Origin of the sequence: Agrobacterium pusense (genome assembly GCF_013285525.1) — a bacterium.
Classification (GTDB): domain Bacteria; phylum Pseudomonadota; class Alphaproteobacteria; order Rhizobiales; family Rhizobiaceae; genus Agrobacterium; species Agrobacterium pusense.
The window spans coordinates 360,398-387,076 of the sequence record NZ_CP053857.1 but is presented as its reverse complement, the minus strand read 5'-3'; the positions used below and the strand labels follow the sequence as shown (position 1 = coordinate 387,076).

24 protein-coding genes are annotated in these 26,679 nt (G+C 61.0%); 21 read left to right on the top strand and 3 right to left on the bottom strand.

Annotated elements, in window-relative coordinates:
• Positions 1-10: 10 nt before the first annotated feature.
• Positions 11-1,198 carry an acyl-CoA dehydrogenase gene (locus tag HQN82_RS15420; protein ID WP_173615173.1) on the bottom strand — a complete coding sequence of 396 codons (1,188 nt, stop codon included), beginning with the start codon at positions 1,196-1,198 and terminating at the stop codon, positions 11-13.
• Between the two features lie 96 nt (positions 1,199-1,294).
• On the opposite strand from HQN82_RS15420, the gene HQN82_RS15415 reads away from it, so the two are divergent.
• The 8 genes from HQN82_RS15415 to HQN82_RS15380 all read left to right on the top strand — a co-directional run bounded on the left by HQN82_RS15415 (position 1,295) and on the right by HQN82_RS15380 (position 10,054).
• A complete protein-coding gene (locus HQN82_RS15415) occupies positions 1,295-2,215 on the top strand; it encodes a LysR family transcriptional regulator (protein WP_173615172.1) in 921 nt (306 codons plus the stop codon).
• Between the two features lie 133 nt (positions 2,216-2,348).
• Entirely contained in the window at positions 2,349-3,410 is a 1,062-nt protein-coding gene (locus HQN82_RS15410; RefSeq protein ID WP_173615171.1) for a LacI family DNA-binding transcriptional regulator, read from the top strand.
• The gene (locus tag HQN82_RS15405; protein WP_173615170.1) at positions 3,407-4,429 is read left to right on the top strand and encodes an ABC transporter substrate-binding protein; all 1,023 of its coding nucleotides are present in this window, start codon (positions 3,407-3,409) and stop codon (positions 4,427-4,429) included. Before HQN82_RS15410 ends, HQN82_RS15405 begins: the two co-directional genes overlap by 4 nt.
• Positions 4,430-4,704: 275 nt before the next feature.
• Entirely contained in the window at positions 4,705-5,532 is an 828-nt protein-coding gene (locus HQN82_RS15400; protein WP_173615169.1) for an ABC transporter permease, read from the top strand.
• Complete coding sequence (locus HQN82_RS15395; RefSeq protein ID WP_004445302.1) at positions 5,529-6,308, top strand: ABC transporter permease; 780 nt, start codon at positions 5,529-5,531, stop codon at positions 6,306-6,308. The genes HQN82_RS15400 and HQN82_RS15395 overlap by 4 nt, the downstream gene beginning before the upstream one ends.
• On the top strand, positions 6,301-7,326 hold the full coding sequence (locus HQN82_RS15390; RefSeq protein WP_173615168.1) for an ABC transporter ATP-binding protein: 1,026 nt from the start codon (positions 6,301-6,303) through the stop codon (positions 7,324-7,326). The genes HQN82_RS15395 and HQN82_RS15390 overlap by 8 nt, the downstream gene beginning before the upstream one ends.
• Before the next feature lie 2 nt (positions 7,327-7,328).
• Positions 7,329-8,261: a nucleoside hydrolase gene (locus HQN82_RS15385; protein WP_173615167.1), complete on the top strand. Its 933-nt coding sequence runs from the start codon at positions 7,329-7,331 to the stop codon at positions 8,259-8,261.
• Positions 8,258-10,054, top strand: a complete 1,797-nt coding sequence (locus tag HQN82_RS15380; protein ID WP_173615166.1) for an adenine deaminase — start codon at positions 8,258-8,260, stop codon at positions 10,052-10,054. The genes HQN82_RS15385 and HQN82_RS15380 overlap by 4 nt, the downstream gene beginning before the upstream one ends.
• Before the next feature lie 45 nt (positions 10,055-10,099).
• On the opposite strand, the gene HQN82_RS15375 is transcribed toward HQN82_RS15380, so the two are convergent.
• Both HQN82_RS15375 and HQN82_RS15370 read right to left on the bottom strand, forming a co-directional pair.
• The gene (locus HQN82_RS15375) at positions 10,100-10,801 is read right to left on the bottom strand and encodes a DNA helicase (RefSeq protein WP_173615165.1); all 702 of its coding nucleotides are present in this window, start codon (positions 10,799-10,801) and stop codon (positions 10,100-10,102) included.
• 216 nt (positions 10,802-11,017) lie between these two features.
• The gene (locus tag HQN82_RS15370) at positions 11,018-12,190 is read right to left on the bottom strand and encodes a M20 aminoacylase family protein (protein WP_173615164.1); all 1,173 of its coding nucleotides are present in this window, start codon (positions 12,188-12,190) and stop codon (positions 11,018-11,020) included.
• A 209-nt stretch (positions 12,191-12,399) separates the two neighbouring features.
• Here HQN82_RS15370 and HQN82_RS15365 point away from each other — a divergent pair, with 209 nt between their 5' ends.
• The 13 genes from HQN82_RS15365 to HQN82_RS15305 all read left to right on the top strand — a co-directional run bounded on the left by HQN82_RS15365 (position 12,400) and on the right by HQN82_RS15305 (position 26,640).
• A complete protein-coding gene (locus HQN82_RS15365; protein WP_173615163.1) occupies positions 12,400-13,110 on the top strand; it encodes a phosphoribosyltransferase in 711 nt (236 codons plus the stop codon).
• 204 nt (positions 13,111-13,314) lie between these two features.
• The gene (locus HQN82_RS15360; protein WP_173615162.1) at positions 13,315-14,370 is read left to right on the top strand and encodes a dipeptidase; all 1,056 of its coding nucleotides are present in this window, start codon (positions 13,315-13,317) and stop codon (positions 14,368-14,370) included.
• Between the two features lie 50 nt (positions 14,371-14,420).
• Positions 14,421-16,061 carry an ABC transporter substrate-binding protein gene (locus HQN82_RS15355; RefSeq protein ID WP_173615161.1) on the top strand — a complete coding sequence of 547 codons (1,641 nt, stop codon included), beginning with the start codon at positions 14,421-14,423 and terminating at the stop codon, positions 16,059-16,061.
• Between the two features lie 18 nt (positions 16,062-16,079).
• Positions 16,080-17,147 (top strand): ABC transporter permease, encoded by a 1,068-nt coding sequence (locus tag HQN82_RS15350; protein ID WP_173615160.1) that lies wholly within the window; start codon positions 16,080-16,082, stop codon positions 17,145-17,147.
• Positions 17,144-18,076, top strand: coding sequence for an ABC transporter permease (locus HQN82_RS15345; protein ID WP_004445289.1), 933 nt, complete (start codon positions 17,144-17,146; stop codon positions 18,074-18,076). The genes HQN82_RS15350 and HQN82_RS15345 overlap by 4 nt, the downstream gene beginning before the upstream one ends.
• Positions 18,073-18,909: an ABC transporter ATP-binding protein gene (locus tag HQN82_RS15340; RefSeq protein WP_173615159.1), complete on the top strand. Its 837-nt coding sequence runs from the start codon at positions 18,073-18,075 to the stop codon at positions 18,907-18,909. The genes HQN82_RS15345 and HQN82_RS15340 overlap by 4 nt, the downstream gene beginning before the upstream one ends.
• Entirely contained in the window at positions 18,906-19,655 is a 750-nt protein-coding gene (locus HQN82_RS15335; RefSeq protein ID WP_045531559.1) for an ABC transporter ATP-binding protein, read from the top strand. Before HQN82_RS15340 ends, HQN82_RS15335 begins: the two co-directional genes overlap by 4 nt.
• Positions 19,656-19,915: 260 nt before the next feature.
• Positions 19,916-20,818 carry a LysR family transcriptional regulator gene (locus HQN82_RS15330; RefSeq protein ID WP_035207068.1) on the top strand — a complete coding sequence of 301 codons (903 nt, stop codon included), beginning with the start codon at positions 19,916-19,918 and terminating at the stop codon, positions 20,816-20,818.
• Positions 20,819-21,029: 211 nt separating this feature from the next.
• Positions 21,030-22,565, top strand: coding sequence for an ABC transporter substrate-binding protein (locus tag HQN82_RS15325; protein WP_173615158.1), 1,536 nt, complete (start codon positions 21,030-21,032; stop codon positions 22,563-22,565).
• A 194-nt stretch (positions 22,566-22,759) separates the two neighbouring features.
• Positions 22,760-23,710, top strand: a complete 951-nt coding sequence (locus HQN82_RS15320) for an ABC transporter permease (RefSeq protein WP_173615157.1) — start codon at positions 22,760-22,762, stop codon at positions 23,708-23,710.
• Complete coding sequence (locus HQN82_RS15315; RefSeq protein ID WP_173615156.1) at positions 23,707-24,528, top strand: ABC transporter permease; 822 nt, start codon at positions 23,707-23,709, stop codon at positions 24,526-24,528. The genes HQN82_RS15320 and HQN82_RS15315 overlap by 4 nt, the downstream gene beginning before the upstream one ends.
• A gap of 53 nt (positions 24,529-24,581) precedes the next feature.
• Complete coding sequence (locus HQN82_RS15310; RefSeq protein ID WP_173615155.1) at positions 24,582-25,976, top strand: amidase; 1,395 nt, start codon at positions 24,582-24,584, stop codon at positions 25,974-25,976.
• A 97-nt stretch (positions 25,977-26,073) separates the two neighbouring features.
• Complete coding sequence (locus tag HQN82_RS15305) at positions 26,074-26,640, top strand: DJ-1/PfpI family protein (RefSeq protein WP_004445273.1); 567 nt, start codon at positions 26,074-26,076, stop codon at positions 26,638-26,640.
• Positions 26,641-26,679 lie beyond the last annotated feature (39 nt).

The window sequence follows — 26,679 nt, the reverse complement described above, 5'->3', positions numbered from 1 at the left end:
TCCATAACCCTCAGAAAAACGCCTGAATGCCCGTCTGGGCCCGGCCGAGGATCAGCGCGTGCACGTCATGCGTGCCTTCATACGTGTTGACCGTTTCGAGGTTCTGCGCGTGGCGCATGACGTGATATTCGATCTGGATGCCGTTGCCGCCATGCATGTCGCGGGCCTGGCGGGCGATATCCAGCGCCTTGCCGCAATTGTTGCGCTTGACGATGGAAATCATTTCCGGCGCCATCCTGTGCTCGTCCATCAGCTGGCCGACGCGCAGCGATGCCTGAAGGCCGAGCGCGATCTCGGTCTGCATGTCGGCGAGCTTCTTCTGGTAAAGCTGCATGCCGGCAAGCGGCTTGCCGAACTGCTTGCGGTCGAGACCATATTGCAGGGCACGGAACCAGCAATCTTCGGCAGCGCCCATGACGCCCCAGGAAATGCCGTAGCGGGCGCGGTTGAGGCAGCCGAAGGGGCCCTTCAGGCCGGACACGTTGGGCAGCAGCGCGTCTTCGCCGACTTCCACGCCATCCATGACGATTTCGCCTGTTATGGAAGCGCGCAGCGAAAGCTTGCCGCCGATTTTCGGTGCCGAGAGGCCTCTCATGCCCTTTTCGAGCACGAAACCGCGGATCTGGTTGTCATGGGCTTCGGATTTGGCCCAGACCACGAAGATATCGGCGATCGGTGCGTTGGAAATCCACATTTTCGAACCGCGCAGGCGATAACCGCCCTCGATCTTTTCAGCACGGGTCTTCATGCCCCCCGGATCGGAGCCGGCATCCGGCTCGGTGAGGCCGAAACAGCCGATCAGTTCGCCCGAGACGAGGCCGGGCAGGTATTTCTTCTTCTGCTCATCCGAACCGTAAGCGAAGATCGGGTGGATGACGAGCGAGGACTGCACGCTCATCATCGAGCGGTAACCGCTGTCGATCCGCTCCACCTCGCGGGCCACGAGACCATAGGCCACATAGCTCGCATTCGCCGCGCCATATTCTTCCGGCAGGGTAACGCCGAGAAGGCCTTGCCGGCCCATCAGGCGGAACAGTTCCGGCTCGGTGGTTTCAGAAAGATAGGCTTCGGAGACACGCGGCAAAAGCTCCGATTTGCCGAAGGCGGCCGCGGCGTCGCGTATCATCCGCTCGTCGTCAGTCAGTTGGTCTTCGAGCAGGAAAGGATCCTGCCAATTGAATGCTGCGCGTTCGCTCACTTTATGCCTCCGGATTTGCTGGCCGGATTATTCGTATTCAGCCCGGATGGCACAAGCCATGTTTACTCATTTTTGCATTACATATAGTAATGGCTCATGACATCTCTCAGCCGCAAACTCCTGCCATCCACAAGTGCGCTTGCCGCTTTCGATTCCGTTGCGCGTCTCGGCAGCTTTTCCGCCGCCGCCGATGAGCTGGCGCTGACGCAGGGGGCAATCAGCCGGCAGGTTATGGCACTGGAAGAACAGCTTGGCGTGCGGCTCTTCGACCGCGGCGCACGCGGCGTGGCGCTGACGGCGGAGGGGCAGATCTACGCAAAATCGATCGCGGCAGCGCTCGGCGAGATACGCTCAGCCTCGCTGCAGATCATGACCAAAACGCATGGCAATACGCTGAACCTCGCCATGCTGCCCACCTTCGGCACCCGCTGGCTTCTGCCGCGTATACCCGATTTCGTGGCGAACCACCCGGAGATCACCATCAATTTTGCGACCCGCATCGGCCAGTTCGATTTCGAGCGTGAGCAGCTGGATATGGCAATCCATATCGGCCAGGCCGATTGGCCAGGCGCGGAAAGCACCTTTCTGATGCATGAAATGGTGGCGCCGGTGTGCAGCCCGCAGTTCCTCAGCGCCCATCCGGTGGAAAAGGGAGAAGACATCGCTGCCCTGCCATTGCTGCACATGGCCTCGCGGCCGGGAGCATGGGGCCACTGGTTCGAAAGCCTCGGCCTGTCACTCGTCTTGCCGCAGGGCATGCGCTTTGAACAGTTTTCCAGCGTTGCGCAGGCCTGCATCGCCGGCCTCGGCGTCGCGCTGATGCCGCTCTTCCTCATCGATAACGAGCTGAAATCGAAGCAGCTGGTCAAAGCCTTCGATCATCAGGCCAGAAGCCCGAGCTCGTATTACGCGGTGGCCCCGCTTTCACGCGCCAACCACGTCCCGGTCGTCCTGTTTCGGGATTGGCTGGTGCGTCAGGTGGAGGCTTATCGCGCAGCCAGTACCCAGAGCGCGTAAAAATAATCGCTCTTTTTTCGGGCATTTAACCGTTGTGCCCAGCTTTTCGCCCTATTTTGCCAGCGCAGGACTCGACAGCGGTTCGCGCCTCGATTATCGTGATTAAACGTTTAATCAGCCCTTCCGGACCATCATGGCGTCGTCACGGCCTGCCACTAATCTGAGCGCGATAGCAGCGGCACTCGGCGTGTCGGTGGCAACCGTGTCCAATGCGCTGTCCGGCAAGGGCCGCGTTTCGCCCGAACTGGTGGAACGTATCCGCAAGACGGCAAACGAGCTGGGCTATGTGCCGAGTTCGGCGGGTAGGGCGCTTCGCACCGGCAGATCGGGCGTGCTCGGGCTCGTCCTGCCCGATATTGCCAATCCTCTCTTTCCACAGATTGCGCAGGCCATCGAGAAGGCGGCTGTCAACGCGGGTTATGGCGTGCTGATCGCCGATGCCCGCGGTGAGATCGCCATGCAAACGGATGCGATCGACCGGCTGATCGAGCGCGGGGTGGACGGCATGGTGGTCGTTCCCCGACGGGGCACACGCATTTCCGGCGTTGATTGCCCGGTGGCCGTCATCGACAGCCCGTCGACACCAGGAAATACCGTTGCTGCCGACCATTGGGATGGCGGCCGGCAGGTGGGTGAATATCTTGCAAGCCTCGGCCATCGAAAGGTGGTGCTGGTCGGCAAGAACAGGGATTCCAATGTTCAGAATGACCGTCTCGGCGGCATTCGCGATGGTCTCGGCAAAACATGCCTGGCCCAGACACTCTGGATCGATGGCATTGAAAAGGCCGGTGGCGCGGGCTGCCGGCTGGGCCTTGCGGAGAAAGTTGCCGAAGGTTTCACGGCCTTTGCTGCCGTATCCGATCTGCACGCGCTGCGCGTGCTGACCGAATTGCAGCGCGCGGGAATCGAGGTGCCGGAAGAGGCGAGTGTCACCGGCTTCGACGATCTCATCTTTTCCGCCGTGGTCACCCCGCCCTTGACGACCATGCGCATGGATATGGGCCGCATCGCCGATCTCGCCGTTGGCGCGCTTTTGCGCGCGATCGATGGCGCCGGAGAAAGTGGGGGCGCCGTCGACGTCACGGCGGATGTTTCGAAAGTACCGATGGCGCTGATCATGCGCGGTTCCACCGGCCAGGCAAAGCATGATGCGATTGAAGCCAAAAAAACCACAGCAGGAGAACTCACACCATGAAAAAGATCATTCTTGCATCGGGCGCCGCCCTGATGCTGACGATGGGGGCCGCTGAAGCGCAGGACAAGACTCTGACGATCTCGGTCTATGCCTTCGCGCAGGATGAATTCAAGGAACTGGTCTATACGCCGTTCGAGCAGAAATGCGGCTGCAAGCTCGTCGTCGAGACCGGCAACAGCGTCGAGCGTCTGGCCAAGATGGAGGCCAACAAGGCCAATCCGGTCGTCGATCTCGCCATCGTCTCCATGGCCGATGCGCTGTCGGCCACCCGCAAGGACCTGATCCAGAAAATCGACGCATCCAAGGTTCCGAATATCGAAAAGCTCTATGACATCGCCAAGGACCCGAATGGCGATGGCATGAGCGTCGGCGTCAATTTCTATGCCACATCGATTGTCTACCGCACCGACAAGATGAAGATCGACAGCTGGGCCGATCTTTTGAAGGACGGTATCGTCGACCACGTCGCTTTCCCGAATGTCACCACCAACCAGGGCCCGCCGGCGCTTTACATGCTGGGCAAGGCTATCGGCAAGGACACGCCCGATCTTGCCGGCGCTATCGAGGCCGTGGGCGAAAAGAAGGACGATATCGTCACCTTCTACGTCAAGTCCTCGCAGCTGGTGCAGCTGATGCAGCAGGAGGAAATCTGGGCAGCGCCGATCGGCCGCTTCTCCTGGGCGCCTTTCACCAAGCTCGACCTGCCGCTCGCCTGGGCAACGCCCAAGGAAGGCCAGACCGGCGGCATGAATGTGCTCGTCGTGCCGAAGGGCACGAAGAACGAGGATCTTGCGCTGCAATTCATGGATTTCTGGCTCTCGACCGACGTCCAGAAGGCGCTGGCGGAAAAGCTGGTGGACAGCCCGACCAACAGGGAAGTCAAGGTTTCCGACGAGGTGGCGAACAACATCACCTATGGTGACGAAACCGCCCGCAGCCTGCAGCTCATTCCTTCCGACGTAACGCTCGATAACCGCGACAAGTGGCTGTCGGAGTGGAACGCCAAGGTGGGGCAGTAACAAGCTCGAAGGGGCGGGAATGGGTTACGTGCTGGCGCACGTCACCCCCCTCTGTCCTGCCGGACATCTCCCCCACAAGGGGGGAGATCGATATGCCGGTACCCTCTCGCCAGCCCTGGATCTTTCATAGGGGCGGTGAGCTTTCGCCCAGCCGATCTCCCCACCTGTGGGGGAGATGCCCGGCAGGGCAGAGGGGGGCCGGCACCCACTGACGCCAAATGAACAAGTCCTCCGCCAAACGTAGCCGGCGGAATTTCAAGACCGGAGAATGCCATATGTTTCAGAACCGGGCCGAAGCGCTGGCGCTTGCCTTGCCCGCCGCAATTTTCGCGGCGGCGGTCTTTCTCGTGCCGGTCTTCATGCTTTTGTCGGAGGGCTTTCGCACCGCTGACGGCTGGACATTATCAGCCTATGGCGCTTTCTTTTCCGATCCGCTGAACCAGACGGTTTTCCTGCGCACGCTGAAGCTCGGCGCGCTCGTCACCGTCGTTTCGGCGGTGGTGGGCTATGCGGCGGCTTTCGCCATCGTCAACCTGTCGCCGGACAGGAAGGGCCATGTGGTCAATCTCGTCGTGCTGCCGCTGATGATTTCGCCGGTTGCCCGCACCTATGCCTGGATCGTCATTCTCGGCAGAACCGGCATCGTCAATCAGGCACTGCAGGCGGTGGGCCTCAGCGACGGGCCAATCCGCATCCTGTTTTCCGAAACGGCCGTCTTCATCGGCCTTCTGCAACTGTTCCTGCCATTGATGATCATCTCGCTCATCAGCGCCTTGGAAAACATGCCGAAGGATACGATCGCGGCCGCCCGCGTGCTCGGCGCAAACTGGTTTCAGGTATTCTGGAAGGTCATCCTGCCGCTCACCCGGGAAGGGCTCGTCGTCGGTGGCACGCTGGTCTTCACCGGTTCGCTGACCGCCTATATCACGCCCGCCATTCTCGGCGGCTCCAAGGTGCTGATGCTGGAAACCCTGCTCTACCAGCAGGTGACGGTCTCCAACAATTTCGTCGCCGCCAGCGTCATCGCCTTCATCCTGATCGTCATGAGCTTTGCCGCCAATATCCTCTTGAAGCGCATCGCCACTGCGAGGAACAAGAAATGACCCGGCAGCTCTTCATTCCGCTCACGCTTCTGCTTGTCGTCGGCTTCCTCATCGGGCCGTTCCTCATCATCGTCGCGGCCTCGTTTTCGGCCGGCGATACGCTCGCCTTTCCGCCGCAGGGCTTTTCGCTGAAGTGGATCGCGAAGGTCTTCACGGTCGAAAGCTTCCGCGAGAGCTTTGCGATGTCGATGTTTCTTGCCATCGGCGGCACGTTCACGGCGCTGATCCTCGGCATTCCCGCTTCCTACGCCATGTCGCGCTACAAGCTGCCCTTTAGCGAGACGGTGCGCACCATCGTGTCCGCGCCGATCATCGTGCCGGGTATTATCGTGGGTCTTGCGTTGCTGCGTTATTTCGTCGTGCCCTTCGGCATCGGCATCACGCTTGCTTTGTTTCTCGCCCACACCGCGCTCATCCTGCCCTATGCGGTGCGGGTGGTGTCGGCCAGCCTTAACAATCTGCGCTCCGATATTGAGGAGGCGGCGGTGCTGCTCGGCTCGTCGCGGCTTGGCGCATTTTTCCGCGTTGTGCTGCCGAATATCCGCGGCGGCATCCTGTCGGCCTTCATTCTCGGTTTCGTAACGAGTTTCAACCAGGTGCCTGTGTCGCTGTTCCTGTCCGGTCCCGGCGTGCGCACGCTGCCTATCGACATGCTGGGCTACATGGAAATCGTCTTTGATCCTTCCGTGGCCGCCCTTTCTTCGCTGCTCGCCTTCCTTTCCATCGGCATCGTTTTCATGGCCGAACGTTTCCTGGGGTTCTCCCGTTATGTCTGACGCAAATTATCTTTCGCTGCAAAAAATCTCGCTCGCCTATGGCGGCAATGTCGCCGTCAAGGATCTCGATCTCGATATCCGCAAGGGCGAATTGCTTGCGCTTCTCGGACCATCAGGCTGTGGCAAGACCACGACGATGCGCGCCATCGCCGGGCTGATGCCGGTGGCTGCCGGGCGGATCAATCTCGATGGCGCCGATATTACCCGCGTCGCGGCCAACAAACGCGCCGTCGGGCTGGTGTTCCAGTCCTATGCGCTGTTCCCGCATCTGACGGTCTATGAAAACGTCGCCTTCGGCCTAAAACTCAAGGGTATGAGCGGCCAGGCGCTGGAGGACAAGGTCGCCTCCGGCCTGAAATCCGTAGGACTTTCCAATTTCGCCTCCCGCAAGCCGGCAGAGCTTTCAGGCGGCCAGCAGCAGCGCGTGGCATTGGCACGCTCCATGGTCATGGAGCCGAAAGTGCTGCTTCTCGATGAGCCGCTCTCCAATCTCGACGCCCGCCTGCGTCTTGAAATGCGAACCGAACTGCAGCGCGTGCAGAAGGAAACCGGTGTCACGATGATCTTCGTCACTCATGACCAGATCGAGGCGCTCGCGCTTGCCGACCGTATTGTCGTCATGAAGGGCGGCAAGATTGAGCAGATCGGCACGCCGGAAGAGATTTACAACGCGCCGGTTTCCGCCTTCGTGGCCGACTTCGTCGGCTTCGAAAACATCTTCGCCCTTCAAGGCGGGGCTTTGAAGACCGCCAACGGCACAACACCGCTTCCCGGACCAGTCCTTTCAGCATCCGGACTGGCCTGGCGGCCGCGCATGGTCACCCTCGGTTCAGGTCCTTTCCAGGGAACCGTGCGCGGCACATCCTTCGCCGGCAACAGCCGCGAATATCTGCTCGACACACCGCTCGGGCCCATCAAGGCTGAAACCGACGCGGCCCTGACCTCCCACGCAATCGGCGATACGCTTGCCTTCGACCTGCCGGTCGAAAGGGCGGCGAGCCTCAAGGTATTCAACTGATCATGGGTGTTTGGATCGATACCGATATGGGCTTTGACGATATCGCCGCCATCTTGGTGGTGCAATCGTCGGGTCTCGCCATAGACGGCATCTCGCTGGTCTTCGGCAATGCGACGCTTCAGGCCGTCTGCGGCAATGCCGCGGGTGCGGTTGCCGCCTTCGGTTGGTCGATGCCGATCCATCAGGGCCGCGCCATGCCGGTATTGGGTGCGCTTGAAACGGCACAGTGCATTCTGGGCGAAAATGGCATCCCGACCGTCGGCCAAAGCCTGCCGGATGCCGCGGCCTTGCCGAAAAGCGATGCCTTCGCCGCGCTCTGCGCCTGGCTGGAGGGGGAGGGCGAAAGGCGCATTCTCGCGCTTGGTCCGCTCACCAATATTGCCGCCCTGTGCCTCGCCCGGCCCGATCTTGCCACGAACATTTCCGACCTCACCTGGATGGGTGGCGGCGTGACGAGCGGCAATCACACCGCCTCGGCCGAATTCAACGCCTTTGCCGATCCGGAAGCGCTGGCCATCGTGCTCTCCCATGGCCTGCCGTTGCGTATGATCGATCTGGATGCCTGCCGCAAGGTTACCGCTTCGCCCGCCGACGTGCTGCCTATCCGCAGCGCGGGCGGCAGGAATGCCGGGTTGATCGCCGATCTGCTTGATGGTTTCATCGGCATCGCCACCCGTCGCGGCAGACCAGGCATGGCGCTTTACGATCCCGTCGCCGCCGTTGCCTTCGCCTCGGGCTCCGCCTCTGGCCTAATCGGCTGGCGTCACGCGCGGATAGATGTCGAGCTTCAGGCGACGCTGACGCGTGGCAGAACGGTGGTCGAGCCGCGTGCGGAGAAAGCGCAAACATTCAACGCGCATTTTGCTGAAACGCTGGATGCCGACGGTGCGAGGACGGTTATTCTTGAGGCGCTGCGCCGGGAGGCTGCCCGATGAACGCGAACCTCACCACACGCGAACCTGCAGATCTCGGCGACGATGCGCTCCGCGCCCGCGCCGTTGCCGCCGCACGCGGCGATGCGCCTTTCGACATCCTCATCACCGGTGGAACATTGGTGGATGTGGTAACCGGTGAGCTGCGCCCCGCCGATATCGGAATTGTCGGTGCGTTGGTCGCCAGCGTGCACGAACGGGCGAGCCGGAGCGACGCCGCGCAGGTCATCGATGCGGCCGGCGGGTATGTCTCGCCGGGTCTGATCGACACGCATATGCATATCGAGAGCTCGATGGTCACACCGGCCGCCTATGCGGCAGCGGTTGTCGCCCGCGGCGTTACCACCATCGTCTGGGATCCGCATGAGTTCGGCAATGTGCATGGCGTCGAAGGGGTGCGCTGGGCGGCGAAGGCCATCGAAAACCTGCCGCTGCGCGCCGTTCTGCTGGCGCCCTCATGCGTGCCTTCCGCACCGGGGCTGGAACGCGGTGGAGCCGATTTCGACGCCGCCATTCTCGCCGATATCCTGTCATGGCCCCAGGTCGGCGGTGTCGCGGAAATCATGAACATGCGCGGCGTCATCAAGCGCGATCCGCGCATGAGCGGCATCGTACAGGCCGGGCTTGCCTCGGAGAAACTGGTCTGCGGCCATGCGCGCGGCCTCAAGGACGCCGATCTCAATGCCTTCATGGCGGCGGGCGTCTCTTCCGATCACGAGCTGGTCTCGGGCGAAGACCTCATGGCGAAACTGCGGGCCGGCATGACCATCGAGCTGCGCGGCTCGCATGACCACCTGCTGCCGGACTTCGTGGAAGCGCTGAACGCGCTGGGCCACCTGCCGCAGACGGTGACGCTGTGCACGGACGATGTCTTCCCGGATGACCTGTTAAATGGCGGCGGGCTGGATGATGTGGTGCGCCGCCTTGTCCGTTATGGCCTGAAAGCCGAATGGGCGCTGCGCGCCGCAACGCTCAATGCCGCCCAAAGGCTTGAGCGTCCTGACCTCGGGCTCATCGCCGCCGGCCGTCGCGCCGATATCGTTATCTTCGAGGACCTGAGCGGTTTTGCCGCCCGTTACGTCCTTGCCGGGGGCAGGATGGTTGCGGAAGGCGGACATATGCTTGTGGACGTGCCCGCCTGTGATACGACGGCGCTCGAAGGCTCGATGAAGCTGCCGCTGCGCGTGACCGATGATTTTCGGGTTGCTTCTGAAGGCGCGAGCGTGCGCCTCGCCACCATCGACCGCCCGCGCTTCACGCAATGGGGCGAGGTGGAGGCCGAGGTGAGAGGTGGCTTCGTCGTTCCGCCCGAAGGTGCGACGATGATCTCCGTCACCCACCGCCACGGCAAGTCCGAACCGGTCACCCGCACTGGCTTCCTCACCGGCTGGGGAGACTGGAACGGCGCCTTCGCCACAACGGTCTCGCATGACAGCCATAACCTCACCGTTTTCGGCGGCAATGAAGAAGACATGGCGCTCGCCGCCAATGCGGTGATAGTGGCAGGCGGTGGTATGGCCGTCGCCTCCGAAGGTAAGGTAACTGCACTTCTGCCGCTGCCGCTCTCCGGCCTCGTTTCCGATGCGGCACTTGAAGATGTTGCAAAGGCTTTCGAAGAACTGCGCGAAGCCGTTGGCAGGGTGGTGGAATGGCAGCCGCCCTATCTCGTTTTCAAGGCCTGCTTCGGGGCCACGCTCGCCTGCAATATCGGCCCGCACCAGACGGATATGGGCATTGCCGACGTGCTGACGGGACAGGTGATGGAGAGCCCGGTGATGGCGGTTTTAGGGTACTAACGCCACGGGCTGCCGCGACGGCAACGTCGCAGCAGCCCGTGCGTCTCAGTTCACATTGTGAAGTTGCGCTTCGCCGTTATGCAGAAAGCAGGCTTTGGTGAAGAGGCCCAGATCAAGCAGGTTGGGAAGGCGGATATCGCGCATATCGGGAACTCGTTTGATTTGCGGATCAAATGAGCGGTCAATCTGCGAGATGAAAGCGAAAATAACGCCAGTCTTTTTTGCGAATTCTGCAAGAACGGTGACTTGTTGCGACAGGTCCGGCTTATGGCGCTGCTGGTCGAGTAGCTGCAGATAATCGATGACGGCGAAGGTGCCGGATTTGGCTGGCGAGAGGTAACGGATCATGTAGTCCGCGCATATCTCGTCCGATGTCACGATCTCGATTTCTCTCTGAGCGCCTGCGTGTTGCTCGGTGCGTTTTCGTACCTGTTGCTCGGTCATTTCGAGCGTGAATAAAATGGACTGCCGTCCGTCTTCGGCTGCCGCCCGCAGAAGCTCAAAAGCAAGCGCTGTCTTGCCCTGGCCCGGGCGGCCGGCGAGCAGGAGCATCTCGCCATTCACGATGCGCGAGAACAGGTCTTTGGACAAAGAGCCAGCCGCAACGTGAGCGGAAAGCAGGCTCCAGGCTGCAAATCCTTCCTCGCACGCGATCTGGTCCAGCGCTTCGTGAAGGGGGATGGCGTTATTCCGGACCATAAGTTTGGCCCGTCGCTTCAATTGGAAAATCGGAGAGGAAAGCTTCATCACAAAACCTCTATTGCGGGTTCAAAACGCAATCCCTCCTTATGCGAATGCCCGAACAGATGGTTCGATGATGAGATTACCCAGCATGTCGAATGCTTCCCCGAAAGGAGGGGGGAGGCGTGGGTCGAGCCTATGTCTGAAAGCTACCGCGCCCGATGATTCGCCACAAGTGTCTGAGATGTTGCCGGTCGAAAAACAGCAGGGAACAAGATGGATTTACTCCGCTGCCAGTTCCTGCTCCACCAGCGTCGCCCAGAAAGCCACGCCCGGCACGATGGCCGCATCGTTGAAGTCGTAGGAGGTGTTGTGGTGCAGTGCGCCGTCCACCGCCGGGCCGTTGCCGAGCCAGACATAGCAGCCTGGGGCTTCGCCCGCGAAAAAGGCGAAATCGTCGCCGGCGGTCGAAGGAGGAAAGGCGGTGCGGGCCTTGTTGCCGAAGACGGTTTTGGCTGCCCGGAGCGCCCGTTTCGTCGCGTCCGTTTCGTTGATGACGGGCGGAATGCGGCGGATGAATTCGTAATTTGCCTCGATGCCGAACATTGCCGCCGTGCCCTTGGCCAGCCTGCCGATTTCCGCCTCCAGCTGGTCTCGCACTTGAGGCGCATAGGCGCGCGCGGTACCGCCGATTTCGACGAGATCTGGGATCACATTAAGTGCCTTGGGGTCGCCTGCCTGCACCGAACAGGCACTGACCACGGCCGGCTGCAATGGGTCGACCACGCGGCCGACGATAGTTTGCAGCGAGGCGAGGAAGGTGCCGGCCGCCGTTACCGGATCGCGACCGAGATGCGGCTTGGCGCCGTGGGTGCCGACGCCCCTGAAAGTGACGCGCCAGCTGTCCGACGAGGCAAGCTGCGGGCCTTCCACCACGGCCATTTCGTCGATGCCCAGCCCCGGCATGTTGTGCAGGCCATAGACCGCATCGCAGGGGAACAGCTCGAAAAGCCCGTCCTCGACCATTTTTTTTGCGCCGCCACGGCCTTCTTCGGCCGGCTGGAAGATGAAATGCACGGTGCCGGAAAAATCGCGGGTCTTTGCGAGGTAACGCGCCGCACCCAGCAGCATGGCGGTGTGGCCGTCATGGCCGCAGGCATGCATCTTGCCGGGGAATTTCGATTTGTAGGGGCGGTCTGGAACCTCAGGCATGGCAAGGGCATCCATGTCTGCGCGAAGACCAATGCTGCGCGTGCCGTTGCCCACCTGCAGCGTGCCGACCACGCCGGTGCCGCCGAGACCGCGATTCACTTTCAGCCCGGCGCGCTCGAGAAGATCGGCGACGATGGCGCTCGTTCTTTCCTCTTCGAAACCCAGTTCCGGATGCGCGTGCAGATCATGACGGAGTTCCGTCAGGAATGGCAGGTCCTCGCCGATCCGGTCCAGCAGTCTCATGGGAAGCTTGTCCTTGAATGTGGGAAAAACCCGCGTCATAGGTGGGTTTGTCCAAATGCCTGTTGCTTTTTTCTCTTCTAACGGAAAAAGCCAATGAAATGAACCCGCAGCGTCTCTGTGGTTGCTAAAATGATGAATCTGCCGAACGGGATTGGCGTGGCCGAAAACCGTCTCCGCCATGCGCCATCCCTGTTCTGAAAGGAAAACAGATGCCGTCACCAGCATCGCCCGCCATCGCCCCGTCTCCCTCCGCGCCGCATGAGTTCTGGCAGCAGATCCATCCGCCCCGGAGCTTCGAAACAGCAGGCGCATATTCCACATTCTTTCCGGCGGAACTGGATGATGGAAGGCAGATATGTCTGCCCATACGGCCGCTTGCGGACGGAGAGCACGCGCTTGCATCGCTCATCGTCAACCAGGCTTCCTTTGAGGTTTTGGAGGCGCTGGCCGCCGATCTTGCCGCAAAGCTTCTTCCCTTCAAGCCGGATGTCGTTATCGGCCTGCCGACGCTCGGCCTGACGCTTGCGGCCGCCGTTGCCCGCCATCTTGGCCATTCCCGTTACGTGCCGCTCGGCACCTCGCGCAAATTCTGGTATCTGGAGGAGCTGTCGGTGCCGATGTCCTCCATCACCACGAAGCAGGAAAAAAGGCTTTATGTCGATCCGCGCATGCTGCCGCTCATCGAGGGTAGACGGGTGGCGTTGGTGGATGACGTGATCTCCAGCGGCAGTTCCATCCTGTCGGGCGTTGCGCTACTCACCGCCTCCGGCATCAACCCCGCCGTCATCGGCACAGCCATGCTGCAATCGGATCGCTGGCGGGAAAAAATCGCTGCTTTCGGGCCGGAATGGCCGGAGCGGGTTAGGGGTGTTTTCGCGACGCCACTGCTCACCAAAGCGGAAGATGGCTGGCGCGCCTGACGAAACGCAAATTCCGTCAAAAGGCAAGTGGTGATAAATTCACCGCTGCCTAATTTGTATCTTGCGAAGCTCGAATAGATCGTCCTAAGATCGCGGCTGACAGACAATAGCGGTCGGCTGATAACGCGCCGACTTGCTTTCGCGCGGTGTCATCCCGGCGTCTGCCTGCCCCGTTTATTGTTTCGATGACTGGAATTTCTTCCCATGCATGCAGTGTTTGACGGTCATAATGATGTGCTGCTTCGGTTGTGGCGCAACAGCAAGGCCGGTGCCGATCCCGTGGCCGAATTCAAGAACGGCACTCGGGAAGGTCATATCGATGGTCCGCGCGCACGGGCGGGTGGTCTCGGCGGCGGCATCTGCGCCATCTATATCCCGTCCGGCGATCTGATTCTGCAGGAACCGGACGAAAACGGCCATTATGACACGCCGCTCGCTGCGCCGCTGGAGCGCCTGCCTTCCCTTGATATCGCCATGGAAAAGGCGGCGATTGCGCTGAGGCTTGATCGCGCCGGTGCCTGGCGGCTCTGCCGCTCCACGGCGGATATCCGCAAGGCCTTTGCCGAGGATATCTTCGCCGCCGTGCTGCATATGGAAGGCTGCGAGGCGATCGGCGCCGATCTCGATGCGCTGGAGGTGTTTTACGCCGCCGGTCTGCGTTCGCTCGGCCCGGTGTGGAGCCGGCACAATATTTTCGGCCATGGCGTTCCTTTCTCCTATCCCATGTCGCCCGATACCGCGCCCGGTCTCACCGATGCCGGTTTTGCGCTGGTGAAGGAATGCAACCGCCTCGGCATTCTCATCGATCTCGCGCATATCACCGAAAAAGGCTTCTGGGATGTGGCCAAGACCACCAACCAGCCGCTGATCGCCAGCCATTCCAATGCGCATGCGCTCACTCCGGTCGCCCGCAATCTCACTGACAGGCAGATGGATGCCATCAAGGAAAGCGGCGGGCTGGTTGGCCTCAACTACGCCGTGACCATGCTGCGTGCCGATGCGCGTGACATCGCGGATACGCCGCTCTCCGATATGGTGCGCCATATCGACTATATGGTGGAGCGTATGGGCATCGACTGTGTGGCGCTCGGATCGGATTTCGACGGCGCGACGGTACCCGTTGGTATCGCTGATGCCAGCGGCAACCACAATCTGGTTGCGGCGCTGAAATCGGCGGGCTACGGTGATGGAGAACTTGCTAAAATATGCCGGGAAAACTGGCTGCGCGTCTTGTCCCAGGCTTGGCACGAAGCGGCCTGATAAACAGTTTAAGCGAACCAAATCAATCTCATAACAAAAGGGGAGATCCTATGATCAAATCGCTCAACAAATCCATGCGTATCCTCAGCACCAGCGCTGCCCTGTCGCTGATGATGCTGTCTGCCCCGCATGCTTTTGCCGCCACGCCAGCCGATACGCTGGTGGAAGGTTTCGCCATCGACGACATCATCACGCTCGATCCGGGTGAGGCTTTCGAACTCTCCGCTGCGGAAGTTACCGGCAACACCTATAGCAAGCTGGTTTCCATCGATCTCAACGACACGTCCAAGGTTGTCGGTGATCTCGCCGAAAGCTGGACGACCTCCGAGGATGGCCTGACCTATACGTTCAAGCTGAAATCCGGCCTGAAATTCGCCTCCGGCAATCCGGTCACGGCTGATGACGTTGCCTTCTCCTTCGAACGCGCCGTCAAGCTCGACAAGTCGCCCGCATTCCTGTTGACGCAGTTCGGCCTGAAGGGCGACAACGTTACCGAAAAGGCGAAGGCAACGGACGCGAACACCTTCGTTCTGACCGTCGACAAGCCCTATGCGCCGAGCTTCGTGCTGAACGTGCTCACCGCAACCGTCGCTTCGGTGGTGGACAAGAAGCTCATCACCGAAAAGGCGAAGTCGGTCACGCCGAGCGCCGATTACAAATACGACACGGATTTCGGCAACGAGTTCCTGAAGACCGGTTACGCCGGTTCTGGCCCTTACAAGATCCTTGGCTGGAAGGCCAACGAAGCCGTCATTCTGGAAGCCAACCCGAATTATTACGGCGAGAAGCCGAAGCTGAAGCGTGTGGTCTATCGCCACATGAAGGAAAGCTCCGGTCAGCGTCTGGCGCTTGAAAACGGTGATATCGATGTTGCCCGTAACCTTGAACCCGGCGATATGGAAGCCGTTTCCAAGAAGGAAGGCCTTGCCGTTACCTCCGCGCCCAAGGGCACCGTTTATTATTTCAGCCTCAACCAGAAGAACGAGAACCTGAAGAAGCCCGAAGTCGTCGAAGCCTTCAAATATCTCGTCGATTATGACGCGATCGGCGCGACCATCATCAAGGGCATCGGTGAAGTTCACCAGACCTTCCTGCCGAAGGGCCAGCTTGGTGCGCTTGATGAGAACCCCTACAAGCTTGACGTCGCCAAGGCGAAGGAACTTCTGGCCAAGGCTGGCCTGAAGGACGGCTTCACCGTCACCATGGATGTGCGCAACACCCAGCCGGTGACGGGCATTGCCGAAAGCGTGCAGCAGACGCTGGCACAGGCCGGCATCAAGCTCGAAATCATCCCCGGCGACGGTAAGCAGACGCTGACCAAATACCGCGCCCGCACGCATGATATCTACATCGGCCAGTGGGGTTCGGACTATTTCGACCCGAACTCGAATGCGGAAACCTTCACCATCAACTACGACAATTCGGATGAAGGTAAGAACAAGACGCTGGCTTGGCGTAATGCCTGGGATGTTCCTGATCTGACCAAGGAAACCCAGTCTGCTCTCTTGGAAAAGGACAGCGCCAAGCGCGCCGCCATCTATGAAAACCTGCAGAAGGAAGTTCTGGCGAAGGGTCCTTTCGTCATCATCTTCCAGCAGACGGAAGTTGCCGGTTACTCGAACAAGCTGAAGGGCCTGAAGCTCGGCCCGAGCTTCGACACCAACTATGTCTATACGATCTCCAAGGAATGATCCGGAAGGATCGGTCTCTTGAGCATCGTTGAAGCAAACAGCCGGGCGAGGCAGGGCAAACGCCGTGCCAACGCCCGCGCGAAGGCCATTCTCGGCTTCGTCGTCACCGTCATCACCACCTTTCTGGGGCTGATGGCGGTCACATTTTTCATTGGCCGCGTGGTGCCGATCGATCCCGCACTGGCGATCGTCGGCGACCGCGCGCCTGCGCATGTGGTCGAGCGCGTCCGTGAGCAGCTCGGCCTCAACCTGCCGCTCTGGCAGCAGTTCTTTATCTATCTGAAGCAGGCGCTTTCGGGCGATTTCGGCACCTCCGTCCTCACCACCAATCCTGTGATGGAGGACATCAAGCGGGTGTTCCCGGCGACGATCGAACTTGCCACGATCGGCACGATCATCGGCGCCGTCTTCGGCATTCCGCTCGGCGTTCTGGCCGCCGTCAAGCGCGGCAGCTTCGCCGACCAGGTCGTGCGTGTCATCGGCCTTATCGGTTATTCCGTGCCGATCTTCTGGCTCGGCCTGCTGGCGCTGCTGGTGTTTTACGCCCGGCTGCAATGGGTGGCCTATCCCGGGCGCATGGACATCGTCTATGAATTCACCTTCACGCCGGTCACTGGCTTCTTCCTGATCGACGCCATCTGGCAGCGGCAATGGGACGTGTTGTGGGATCTTTTCCGCCACATCATCCTGCCGGCCTCGCTGCTCGGTTATTTCTCGCTCGCCTATATCAGCCGCATGACGCGCTCCTTCATGCTGAACGAGCTCGCCCAGGAATATGTCGTTGCGGCCCGCGCCAAGGGGCTTTCGGAAACGCGTATCATCTGGTTCCACGCACTGCGCAACGCCGCCGTGCCGCTGGTGACCGTGATTGCGCTCTCCTATGCCGGCCTGCTGGAAGGTTCGGTGTTGACCGAAACCATCTTCGCCTGGCCCGGGCTTGGCCTCTACATCACCAATTCCCTGCAGAATGCGGATATGAACGCCGTTCTCGGCGGCACGATCGTGATCGGCGCCATCTTCGTCGGCATCAATCTTTTCTCCGATCTGCTTTACCGGACGCTCGATCCAAGGACGCGCAGCCGATGACGATTTCGACCGATACACTCAAACCCTATAGCCGCGAATGGCTGCTTTCCGACCGGCCGGCCTCGCGCAGGCAGGCAAGGCTTGGCCGCGCCTATGTCATCTGGCGGCGCTTTTCGGAAAACCGACTGGCGCTGCTCGGCCTTGGCATCATCATCGCGCTGCTGTTCGTGGCCATTTTTGCCAATGTGCTGGCGCCACATAACCCGGTGCAGGGCGATCTGCGCAATGCCCGACTTCTGCCGCCCGGCACTGCCGGTTATCTGCTTGGAACCGACGATCAGGGCCGTGATATTCTCTCGCGCCTCATCCACGGTTCGCGGCTGACCCTGTTCGTCGTGTTGCTGGTGGCCATCATCGCCGCACCCATCGGGCTCATCGTCGGCACCGTTTCGGGTTATGCCGGCGGCTGGGTAGACGCGGTTCTGATGCGCATCACCGATATTTTCCTGGCATTTCCGAAGCTGGTGCTGGCACTGGCGCTGGTTGCGGCCCTTGGGCCTGGCATTGAAAATGCGGTACTCGCCATCGCGGTCACCTCATGGCCGCCCTATGCCCGCATCGCGCGTGCCGAAACCATGACCTTCCGCAATTCCGATTTCATCGCGGCGGTGAAGCTCATGGGCGCGTCGCCCTTCCGCATCGTCTTGAAACACGTCATGCCGCTTTGCATGTCGTCGCTGATCGTGCGTGTCACGCTCGATATGGCCGGCATCATCCTCACTGCTGCAGGCCTCGGTTTCCTTGGTCTTGGCGCACAGCCGCCGCTGCCGGAATGGGGCGCGATGATCGCGTCGGGCCGACGCTTCATTCTCGATCAATGGTGGGTGGCTGCCATGCCGGGTATTGCGATCCTGATCGTCAGCCTCGGTTTCAACCTTTTGGGCGACGGTCTGCGTGATGCGCTTGATCCCAAGGAGGCGGGCCAATGAGTGCGTCTCTTCTGACGGTTGAAAACCTGCGCGTTTCCTTCCCGACCCGCACCGGGTTGGTGGAGGCGGTGCGCGGCGTGTCCTTCACGCTGGGGCGCGAGCGCCTCGGCATCGTCGGCGAATCCGGCTCCGGAAAGTCGCAGACCGGCCGCGCCATCATGGGCCTGACGCCGAAAAATGCCCGGATCGAGGCCGATACGCTGCGTTTCGGCGATGTCGACCTGCTCAAGGCATCGGCAAAAGAGCGGCGTCTCATGCGCGGCAAGCGTATGGCCATGATCCTGCAGGATCCGAAATATTCTCTGAACCCGGTCATGACAATCGGCCGACAGATCATGGAAACGCTGCGTACCCACGAAAAGATTGGCTCCAGCGAAGCGCGCCAGCGCACGCTTGCCATGCTGGAGGCAGTACAGATCCGCGATCCCGAGCGCGTCTTCGATCTCTTTCCACACGAAGTTTCCGGCGGCATGGGCCAGCGCGTCATGATCGCCATGATGCTCGTCTGCGGCCCGGAACTGCTGATCGCCGACGAGCCGACCTCGGCGCTCGATGTGACGGTGCAGCTGGAAGTGCTCGACATTCTCGACAAGCTGGTGCGCGATCGCGGCATGGGGCTGATCTTCGTCAGCCACGATCTCAGGCTCGTCTCCTCCTTCTGCGACCGGGTTCTCGTCATGTATGCCGGCAAGGTGGTGGAAGAGCTTGCTTCCGCTAACCTCAAGGAAGCGAAACATCCCTATACGCAGGGGCTGTTGAACTGTCTGCCGCAAATTGGCGGCCATCGGCATCCGCTGCCCGTTCTGGAACGCAAGCCGGAGTGGCGCGCATGAGCACAGTTCTTTCCATCAGAGACATGGTGGTGGATTTCGACGGTTACATCGCGCTCGACAGCGTCAGCGTGGATGTGGCCGAGGGTGAATCCTTCGGCATTGTCGGTGAATCCGGTTCCGGCAAGTCGACCCTGCTGCGCGCCATCGCCGGCCTCAACCATTTCGATGAAGGTTCGTTGATGGTGGCCGGGCGCTCCTATTCGGGCAAGCACCGCGACAAGAGCTTTTACCGCGATGTGCAGATGGTGTTTCAGGACCCGTACGGTTCACTGCACCCGCGCCAGACGGTAGATGCGCTGCTGCTCGAGCCGCTGGTCATCCATGGTCTCGACAATCGCGAACAGCGTATTGCCCGCGCTTTGGACGAGGTGGGCCTCGGTTCCGGTTTCCGATTCCGTTATTCCCACCAACTGTCCGGCGGCCAACGCCAGCGCATTGCCATTGCCCGTGCGCTGATCGTCGAACCAAAGATACTCCTTCTCGACGAGCCGACTTCGGCGCTCGATGCGTCCATTCAAGCCGAAATCCTGAACCTCCTGGAACAGGCCCGCAAGGATCGTAACCTCACCTTCGTCATGGTCAGCCACGATCTCGGCGTTATCAGCCACATGTGCGACCGTCTGGCGGTGATGAAAAGCGGCAAGGTGGTGGAAATGCTGGAGGCCGAGGCGCTGGAAAGCCGCGAGTTCAGCGCGGATTATACAAGGCAGCTGCTGGTGGCGAGCGAGGGTTTCAAGCGGGTTTGATGGCGTGAGGGTGCGGGCGTTTCTTCTCCCCGAGGGGGAGAAGATGCCCCGAACGGGGCAGATGAGGGGGCATGCTCTCCGTATATCTCCGGCGTGGCCCCCCTCATCCGGCGCTGCGCGCCACCTTCTCCCCGGCGGGGAGAAGAAACAAGCGGCGATCTTTCATTCCACGCGCGATCTTCTCCGGTGACGTATTCTCTCATCGCGCCACAGTGATATGCTGGCCCGCCAAACCCGCATATCTGAACAAGGTACCACCCATGCAATTGCGCGCCTTGATGTATTTCGATGAACTCGTCCGCACCAATTCCATGCGCGCCGCAGCGGAAAACCTGAATGTGGCGCCGACGGCGGTGAGCCGGCAGATCGAAAATCTCGAATATTATTTCGGCTCGCCCCTGGTGGAGCGTTCCAGCCGTGGCGTGAAGCTAACGGCGGCGGGCGAGCTGCTGGCCGCCCGCGCCGGCAAGACGCTGCGCGAACTCGACCATGTGCACCAGTTGATCGACGATCTCAAAGGTCTGCAGCGCGGCCGGGTAACCATTTACGCCAATGGCGCGACAGTGGCCAACCTTCTGGCGCCGGTGCTGGCGCAGTTCAGCCTCAAGTATCCGAAGCTGCGTTTCGAGGTCCATATCACCAGTGCGCGCCAGGCCATGGAAGCGCTGGGGGCTGCGGAAGCAGACCTCGTTGTCAGCCTGTTTGCGCCAAAGGTTTCCGGGGTCAAGGTGCGCTCGCGCACGCGCATCAATTACGATGCGATCTTTCCCGCCGGTCATGCCCTTGCCGGTCAGCCGGAGGTGTCGCTGAAGGAACTGGCCGGGTTGCCACTTGCCTTGCCGGACAAGAGTTTTGCCGCGCGTCAGGCCTTCGATACGCTTTTTGCCGAGGCGGATATCGAACTTGACCCCGTTTTCATCACCAGTTCGCTGGAAATGCTGAAAGAGCTGGTGCTGGGCCACGCCGCGGCCACGCTGCTGCCGGCGCTTTCGGTGGCGCGCGAAATCCGTAGCGGCCAGATGGTCGCCGTTCCGCTCTCGGGCAAGAAGGGTATCCACACCCAGATTGACCTCTGTGTAGCGCCCGACAGGCAATTGTCCTTCGCAGCTTCCAAGCTTGCCGATTTCATCGAGCGTTTCATGCGTGAGGCGACTGCGGGATAGTTTCTTCTCCTCGGCGGGGCGAGGAACCGGAGACGTTCCCGGAATTGCCCACCAAGGTTGATTTTCACCCGCATTCCCGTGTAGCCATTTCAGCTACACGGAGCACACAAAAATCATGATTGTGTGTGCGCCTGCAACATGACACTGTTTTTGCAACGGGTGGTCTTTTGAAGGGCAAAAATGCCCCGGCCGCCAGACAGGGGACTAAAGGATGCCACGTACCTATCTTTCGCAGGCGGCGAAGCTCTCGCGCCGTACCGCGCTGGCGCTTGCTCTCGGCACGGCGCTCTTTCTGCCGCTCTCGATTGCTGAGGCCGAAGCTGCGGCGAAAACCGCTTTGACGCTCGGCATGACGGTGGAGCCGACCGGTCTCGATCCGACCATTGCCGCTCCCGTCGCGATTGGGCAGGTGACGTGGCAGAATGTCTTCGAAGGCCTCGTCACCATCGACAGCAAGGGCAAGGTGAAGCCGCAGCTCGCCGAAAGCTGGGAAATTTCCCCTGATGGCAAGACCTACACCTTCAGGCTGCGCAAGGGTGTCACCTTCCATGACGGCGAGGCGTTCGATTCCTCCGTCGCAAAGTTCTCGCTGGACCGGGCGCGTGGCGAAGCCTCCGTCAATCCGCAGAAACGCTTCTTTGCAGCGATCGACAGCATCGAGACCCCGGATGCCGACACGCTGGTGCTGAAGCTGAAGCAGCCCGCCGGCAGCCTCATCTACTGGCTCGGCTGGCCGGCCTCCGTCATGGTCGCGCCCAAGAGCGCAGAGACCAACCGCACCACGCCCGTCGGCACCGGCCCGTTTAAATTCGTGAACTGGGCCAAGGGCGACAAGGTGGAGTTGCAGAAGAACGCCGCCTATTGGGACAAGGCCGTGTCGGTAAAGCTGGAAAAGGCGACGTTCCGTTTCGTCTCCGATCCGCAGGCGCAGGCGGCGGCGCTAAAATCCGGCGATATCGACGCCTTCCCGGAATTCGGTGCGCCGGAATTGATGAGCTCGTTTGACGGCGATGCGCGCCTCGGCACCTTCGTCGGCAATACCGAGTTGAAGGTCGTGGCGGGCATGAACAGCGCCCGCAAGCCCTTCAGCGACAAGCGCGTGCGCCAGGCGCTGATGATGGCGGTGGATCGTGGCACCGTCATCGAGGGTGCATGGTCCGGTTTCGGAACGGCCATCGGCAGTCACTATACGCCGAATGATCGCGGATACATCGATATGACGGGCGTTCATCCCTATGATGTCGATAAGGCCAAGGCGCTGCTTGCCGAAGCGGGGTATGCCGACGGTTTCAGCTTCGCCATCAAGGCCCCGCAGATGGCCTATGCCCAGCGCACCTCGCAAATCCTGCAGGCGATGCTGGCTGAAATCGGTGTCACCATGACCATCGAGACCACGGAATTTCCGGCCAAATGGGTGGCGGACGTCCTGAAGGGTGCGGATTACGACATGACCATTGTCGCCCATGCCGAGCCGATGGATATCGATATCTACTCCCGTGATCCCTATTATTTCAACTACAAGAACCCGGCCTTCAACGAGGTCATTGCCAGCGTCGAAAAGACGGCGGATGCAGCTGAGCAGGAAAAGCTTTATGGCGACGCCCAGAAAATCCTCGCCGAAGATGTGCCGGCGCTGTTCCTGTTCGTGATGCCGAAGCTCGGGGTCTGGGACAAGAAGGTGAAAGGGCTGTGGGAAAACGAGCCCATTCCCTCGAATGTGCTGACGGATGTGCATTGGGAAGAGTGACGTTTGACCATACTCATGTCTTCCGTCATGCCGGACTTGATCCGGCATCCAGCCAGCCCAAGTGCTTGGGCTGAAAAGGCTCCCTCCGCCGCGCAGACGCGCGTCGGCTGGATGCCGGATCAAGTCCGGCATGACGGGAGAGTGTGGAGCTTTCCAGCCGTCGCGCGTAAAGAATAGCAAGGAGCAGATGCCAGATGTTAGCCGTCCTCATCCGGCGTCTCGTAAGCCTCGTCATCACGCTGTTTGCCGTCTCGCTCATCATCTATCTCGTCATGGGCCTGTTGCCGGGTGATCCGGCCGCCATCATGCTGGGAACCTCGGCCAGTCCGGATACGCTGGCCGCGCTGCAAAAGCAGATGGGTCTCGATCAGCCGCTGCTGCTGCGCTACATCCACTGGCTTGCTGGCGTCTTCCACGGCGATCTCGGACAATCCTATACCTATGGAGTGCCGGTGGCGGGCCTGATCGTCGAGCGGTTGGCCGTGACGCTGCCGCTTGCGCTGCTGGCCGTCTGCCTGTCCGTCACTATCGCCATCCCGCTCGGCGTAGCGGCGGCGAGGAACCGCAACGGGGCGCTGGATTTCGCGGCCGGGCTGTTTTCCCATGTGGGTATTGCCGTGCCGGGCTTCTGGGCCGGGTTGCTGCTCATCATCGTCTTTTCCACCACGCTCGGCTGGATGCCGGCTGGCGGTTTTCCCGGCTGGTCGCCAAGCTTTGCAGCGGGTCTCACGGCGCTTATCCTGCCGGCGGTCGCTCTTGCGCTGTCGCAGGCCGGCGTTCTCACCCGCGTCTGCCGTTCCGCCGTGCTTGAAGTGATGAACGAGGATTTCGTCCGCACCGCCCGGGCCAAGGGCCTGAGCGAGCGGGTGGCGCTGTGGCGGCATGCGGTGCCGAACGCGATGATCCCCGTCGTCACCATGATCGGCCTGCAATTCACCTTCCTCATTGCGGGTGCGGTGCTGGTGGAAAACGTCTTCAACCTGCCGGGCCTCGGCCGGCTTGCCTATCAGGCGCTGACCCAGCGGGATATCGTCGTCATGCAGTCTGTCGTGCTGTTCTTCTCGGCGCTGGTCATCATCATGAATTTCGTGGTCGATATAGCCTATCTCTTCATCGACCCGAGACTGCGGGCAGGTGCGCGATGATGCGATTTATCCGCCGCCGCCCGGCCTTCGTTATCGGCATTGTCGTCACGGCCTTCCTCGTCGCCGTCGCGCTGTTGTCGCTGGTCTGGACGCCGGTTTCGCCCACCAAGATGCAGATCGTGCAAAAGCTGAAATCGCCTTTCGTTTATGGCGGTCTCGGCACGGATCATTTCGGCCGCGATGTGCTCTCCATGCTGATGGCCGGTGCGTGGAACTCGCTCTCCACCGCCATCGCCGCCGTCGCCATCGGCGCCTTTATCGGCACGGCGATCGGCGTCACGGTCGCGGCGTTGCGCGGCTTTACCGAAACCATCGTCATGCGCATCTGCGATATCATTTTCGCCGTGCCGCCCATCCTGTCGGCCATGATGCTCGGCGCCTTCATCGGCACGGGACGCTTTACCGCCATCATCGCCATCGCCACCTTCATGGTGCCGGTCTTTGCGCGACTGACGCTTGGCGCTGCGCTGCAGATATGGGCGCGGGAATACATCACCGCCGCCACCAGCATTGGCCAGAACCGCGCCAAGATCACGATGTTGCACGTCGTGCCGAATATTTCCAACCAGATCATCGTGCAGGTGACGATCCAGCTGGGTCTGGCGATATTGACGGAGGCAGGCCTTTCCTTCCTCGGTCTCGGCATGCCGCCGCCCGCCGCCACCTGGGGGCGGATGCTGGCGGACGCGCAAACCTATCTCGGCGCGGCGCCCTGGCTTGCCATCATGCCCGGCCTTGCCATTGCGCTCGCCGTCTTCGGCCTCAACCTCCTCGGTGATGGCCTGCGCGACCTGCTGGACCCGCGCGATACAAGCTGACCGCTTCAAGCCGATATCGCCGCTATTTCCTGTTTTTCTGACGAGACGATGCCATGACCGATCTCATACACCTCAACACGCTCGAAATTCTGGCGCTTTACCGGGAAAAGAAGCTCTCGCCTTCGGAATATTGGCAGGCGGTGGAGGCGCGTATCGAGGCTTTCGAGCCGGTTGTGAACGCCCTTTACGCTTACGATCCGGAGGATGCGCGCAGGCAGGCGTTGGCCTCGACCGAGCGCTGGCACAGCGGCGAAACGCTGGGAGCCCTCGATGGAATTCCGGTCTCGCTGAAGGAGCTCATCGCCACAAAAGGCCATCCTGTGCCGCTCGGCACCAGGGCGGTGGAGCTTGTGCCCGCGGTTGAAGACGCGCCGGTGGCCGCCCGTTGCCGTGAGGATGGTGCGATTATCTATGCCAAGACGACATGCCCGGATTACGGCATGCTCTCTTCCGGCCTTTCCAGCTTCCATAAGCTCAGCCGCAATCCGTGGGACCCCACCCAGAATCCCGGCGGCTCCAGCGCCGGTGCTGCTTCGGCCGGTGCTGCGGGTTACGGCACCTTACATATTGGCACGGATATTGGCGGCTCGGTGCGGCTGCCGGCCGGGTGGACGGGCCTCTTCGGCTTCAAGCCGAGCCAGGGTCGTATCCCGGTTGATCCCTATTATACTGGCCGCTGTGCCGGGCCGATGACGCGCACGGTCGTTGATGCGGCTTATGCCATGGCAACGCTTTCGCGGCCGGACTGGCGCGACGGCACATCGCTGCCGCCGAACAGCATCGACTGGATGGACCTTGATATTGATGTGAAAGGCCTGAAAATCGGACTGATGCTGGATGCGGGCTGCGGCCTGCCGCTGGACGAAGAGGTGCGCGATGCCGTTGTCGCGGCTGCAAAGCTGTTCGAGGCAGCCGGCGCCATTGTCATCCCGGTCGAGCCGGTGCTGACGCGTGAGATGCTCGACGGGCTGGATGATTTTTGGCGGGCGAAGTTCTGGGGCGACATGGTGGCGTTGAGCGCGGATCGTCGTGCCGCGATCCTTCCCTATATTCACGAATGGGCGGAAAAGGGTGCTGATGTTTCCGGCGCGCGTGCCGTTTTCGGTTTCAACCAGACCATGGAAATGCGTAAAGTTTGCGGGCGGTTGATGCAGTCCGTTGATGTGTTGATTTCACCTGTTAACCCCATCGTCTCCTATCCTGCTGACTGGGCTTCTCCCACCAACGATCCTGCACGCCCCTTCGAGCATATCGCTTTCACCGTGCCGTGGAACATGTCGGAGCAGCCCGCATCCTCGATCAATTGCGGCTTCTCGACATCCGGCATGCCCATCGGCCTGCAGATCGTCGGTCCGCGTTACCAGGATCTATTCGTGCTCAAACTGTCCAAGTCTTTCGAGGATTGGGGTGGTGGCGTCCGGCGCTGGCCGGAGCCGCCGGCCGGCTGATATCACCTTTATCGGGCCTGTAGTATTGCCATAATACCCGCATCCCGATCCCTCCTGTTAGGGTGCCCAAAGGCATTCGAAAACGGGAGGAGCAGACATGCCGAAGAAGATTTTGATGATCACCGGTGATTTCGCCGAGGATTACGAGACCATGGTGCCGTTCCAGACACTGCTTGCTGTCGGCCACACGGTGCACGCCGTCTGCCCCGGCAAGAAGGCGGGCCAGACCATCGCCACGGCCATCCACGATTTCGAGGGCGACCAGACCTACTCGGAAAAACGCGGCCATAATTTCGCGCTCAATGCCACCTTCGCCGATATCAAACCGGCGGATTACGATGCGCTGGTCATTCCGGGTGGCCGTGCGCCGGAATATCTGCGGCTCAATGCGGACGTGCTGGCGGCGGTGAAACATTTCTTCGAGGCAGACAAGCCTGTCGCGGCCGTCTGCCACGGTGCGCAATTGCTGGCGGCTGCGGGTGTGCTCAAGGGCCGCACCTGCTCGGCCTATCCGGCCTGCCGCCCCGAGGTGGAGCTGGCAGGCGGCACCTATGCCGATATCGCCATCGATGCGGCGGTGACCGATGGCAAGCTGGTAACGGCGCCCGCATGGCCCGCCCATCCCGCCTGGCTTTCGCAGTTCATGGCGGTGCTCGGTAAATAAGACCGGTGAACGGGGCTTTTTCCGGCCCCGTTTTCCGCC

Excerpts from the sequence above, each read along its gene's own strand:
- HQN82_RS15340 (WP_173615159.1), top strand. The coding sequence starts at position 18,073 with ATGAGTGCGTCTCTTCTGACGGTTGAAAACCTGCGCGTTTCCTTCCCG.
- HQN82_RS15360 (WP_173615162.1), top strand. The coding sequence starts at position 13,315 with ATGCATGCAGTGTTTGACGGTCATAATGATGTGCTGCTTCGGTTGTGG.
- HQN82_RS15345 (WP_004445289.1), top strand. The coding sequence starts at position 17,144 with ATGACGATTTCGACCGATACACTCAAACCCTATAGCCGCGAATGGCTG.
- HQN82_RS15330 (WP_035207068.1), top strand. The coding sequence starts at position 19,916 with ATGCAATTGCGCGCCTTGATGTATTTCGATGAACTCGTCCGCACCAAT.
- HQN82_RS15310 (WP_173615155.1), top strand. The coding sequence starts at position 24,582 with ATGACCGATCTCATACACCTCAACACGCTCGAAATTCTGGCGCTTTAC.
- HQN82_RS15410 (WP_173615171.1), top strand. The coding sequence starts at position 2,349 with ATGGCGTCGTCACGGCCTGCCACTAATCTGAGCGCGATAGCAGCGGCA.
- HQN82_RS15400 (WP_173615169.1), top strand. The coding sequence starts at position 4,705 with ATGTTTCAGAACCGGGCCGAAGCGCTGGCGCTTGCCTTGCCCGCCGCA.
- HQN82_RS15385 (WP_173615167.1), top strand. The coding sequence starts at position 7,329 with ATGGGTGTTTGGATCGATACCGATATGGGCTTTGACGATATCGCCGCC.
- HQN82_RS15395 (WP_004445302.1), top strand. The coding sequence starts at position 5,529 with ATGACCCGGCAGCTCTTCATTCCGCTCACGCTTCTGCTTGTCGTCGGC.
- HQN82_RS15370 (WP_173615164.1), bottom strand. The coding sequence starts at position 12,190 with ATGAGACTGCTGGACCGGATCGGCGAGGACCTGCCATTCCTGACGGAA.
- HQN82_RS15325 (WP_173615158.1), top strand. The coding sequence starts at position 21,030 with ATGCCACGTACCTATCTTTCGCAGGCGGCGAAGCTCTCGCGCCGTACC.
- HQN82_RS15315 (WP_173615156.1), top strand. The coding sequence starts at position 23,707 with ATGATGCGATTTATCCGCCGCCGCCCGGCCTTCGTTATCGGCATTGTC.
- HQN82_RS15405 (WP_173615170.1), top strand. The coding sequence starts at position 3,407 with ATGAAAAAGATCATTCTTGCATCGGGCGCCGCCCTGATGCTGACGATG.
- HQN82_RS15415 (WP_173615172.1), top strand. The coding sequence starts at position 1,295 with ATGACATCTCTCAGCCGCAAACTCCTGCCATCCACAAGTGCGCTTGCC.
- HQN82_RS15305 (WP_004445273.1), top strand. The coding sequence starts at position 26,074 with ATGCCGAAGAAGATTTTGATGATCACCGGTGATTTCGCCGAGGATTAC.
- HQN82_RS15365 (WP_173615163.1), top strand. The coding sequence starts at position 12,400 with ATGCCGTCACCAGCATCGCCCGCCATCGCCCCGTCTCCCTCCGCGCCG.
- HQN82_RS15335 (WP_045531559.1), top strand. The coding sequence starts at position 18,906 with ATGAGCACAGTTCTTTCCATCAGAGACATGGTGGTGGATTTCGACGGT.
- HQN82_RS15375 (WP_173615165.1), bottom strand. The coding sequence starts at position 10,801 with ATGAAGCTTTCCTCTCCGATTTTCCAATTGAAGCGACGGGCCAAACTT.
- HQN82_RS15380 (WP_173615166.1), top strand. The coding sequence starts at position 8,258 with ATGAACGCGAACCTCACCACACGCGAACCTGCAGATCTCGGCGACGAT.
- HQN82_RS15355 (WP_173615161.1), top strand. The coding sequence starts at position 14,421 with ATGATCAAATCGCTCAACAAATCCATGCGTATCCTCAGCACCAGCGCT.
- HQN82_RS15320 (WP_173615157.1), top strand. The coding sequence starts at position 22,760 with ATGTTAGCCGTCCTCATCCGGCGTCTCGTAAGCCTCGTCATCACGCTG.
- HQN82_RS15390 (WP_173615168.1), top strand. The coding sequence starts at position 6,301 with ATGTCTGACGCAAATTATCTTTCGCTGCAAAAAATCTCGCTCGCCTAT.